1 protein-coding gene is annotated in these 1,494 nt (G+C 61.0%); it reads left to right on the top strand.

Annotated elements, in window-relative coordinates; genetic code table 11:
• The first annotated feature begins 192 nt into the window (after positions 1 to 192).
• The gene (locus AC0L2O_RS36135; protein ID WP_409191809.1) at positions 193 to 1,464 is read left to right on the top strand and encodes an IS110 family RNA-guided transposase; all 1,272 of its coding nucleotides are present in this window, start codon (positions 193 to 195) and stop codon (positions 1,462 to 1,464) included.
• Positions 1,465 to 1,494 lie beyond the last annotated feature (30 nt).

The raw sequence follows: 1,494 nt of genomic DNA, 5'->3' as shown, positions 1-1,494 counted from the left end.
GGTAAATTGAGGCGCCGTCGGCAAAGAGGTCGATTTCTCTCTGGTGCGCGAGAGCCCGGTTGCGAGTTGGACCTGGGTTGCCTGGATGACCCACACTGGCGCGGAGGGGCAGCATAGCCCTGGAGCACGCTTCCTAGCATTCTTTTTTGACAGGCGCCTATGCCGCCGGCGCTAACTGTTGAGGAGAGGAGCATGGATATTCTGTACGAGCGGGTGGCGGGCCTGGATGTGCACAGGGACACGGTCGTGGCCTGTGCGCGGATCATGGTCGATGGCAAGGCGGAGCGGGAGTGCCGGACCTTTGCGGCCACGACGGAGCAGCTGGTTGAGCTGAGGAGGTGGCTGGAAGAAAGCCGGTGCACGCATGTGGCGATGGAAGCAACGGGGGTCTACTGGATGCCGGTGTTCCGGATCCTGGGCGATGGCGCCTTTGACCTGATCGTCGCCAATGCAGCGCACATCAAGAATGTTCCGGGACGCAAGACTGATATGAACGATGCGATGTGGATCGCCGATCTATTGGCCTGCGGGCTGATCAAGCGCAGCTTCATTCCGGAGGAGAAAGTGCAGGAGCTGCGCGCGCTGACACGGACGCGCAAGCAACTGGTTCGCGAGCAGACACGGCACGTCCAGCGGATCGACAAGACGCTGGCGGAGGCCAACATCAAGCTCGGCTCGGTGATCTCCGACATCATGGGTGCGAGCGGGCGGCGGATCATCCAGGCGATGATCGAGGGCGTCCGACAGCCGAACAAGCTGGCTGAGCTTGCCGGCAAGCAGATCAAGGCATCTCCGAAGGAGCTTTATGATGCATTGCATGGGCGCCTGACGGATCACCATCGCTTTCTGCTCGGGCTTCACCTGAAGCAAAGGGATGATCTGGATGAGACGATTCGCAAGCTTGATGCCGAAATCGCTCAGCGGATCGAGTGCATGGAAGCAGAGGTGGATGGGAGCAAAACCCCCTTTCGCCATTTGATCGGATTGCTGACTACGGTCCCTGGAGTCAACGCGGTGGCGGCGCCGGCAATTTTGTCCGAGATCGGCGCCGACATGAGTCGCTTCCAGAGCGCCGGTCATCTCGTCGCCTGGAGTGGCCTGTGCACCGGGCAGAACGAGAGCGCCGGGAAGCGCAAGTCCTCGCGCCTGCGCAAGGGGGCGCCGTGGCTCAAGACGATGCTCGTTCAATGTGCCTGGGCAGCCAAGCGCTCAAAGAACAGTTACTACCGAGCGCAGTTCTTCCGCTTGCAGGCTAGACGCGGACCTCAAAAAGCCATCTGTGCTGTCGCCGCTTCGATCCTCACCGCCATCTACCACATCCTCAAGAACGGCACGGAGCACCACGACCTCGGCGCCGCCTACTTCGACCGTCGGCCCACGCAGGCCAAGGCAAGCCATTTGGTCTCCCGCCTCAAAAAGCTTGGCTTCACCGTTCAACTCCAGCCCATCGCGGAGGCCGCCTGACGCTAAACCATTACCTGTTTCTTCCTAGCG

The sequence above is a fragment of the Bradyrhizobium sp. Kon10 genome (assembly GCF_055807395.1).
The sequence above is the reverse complement of the archived record's forward strand: the minus strand, read 5'-3'. Positions and strand labels throughout refer to the sequence as shown.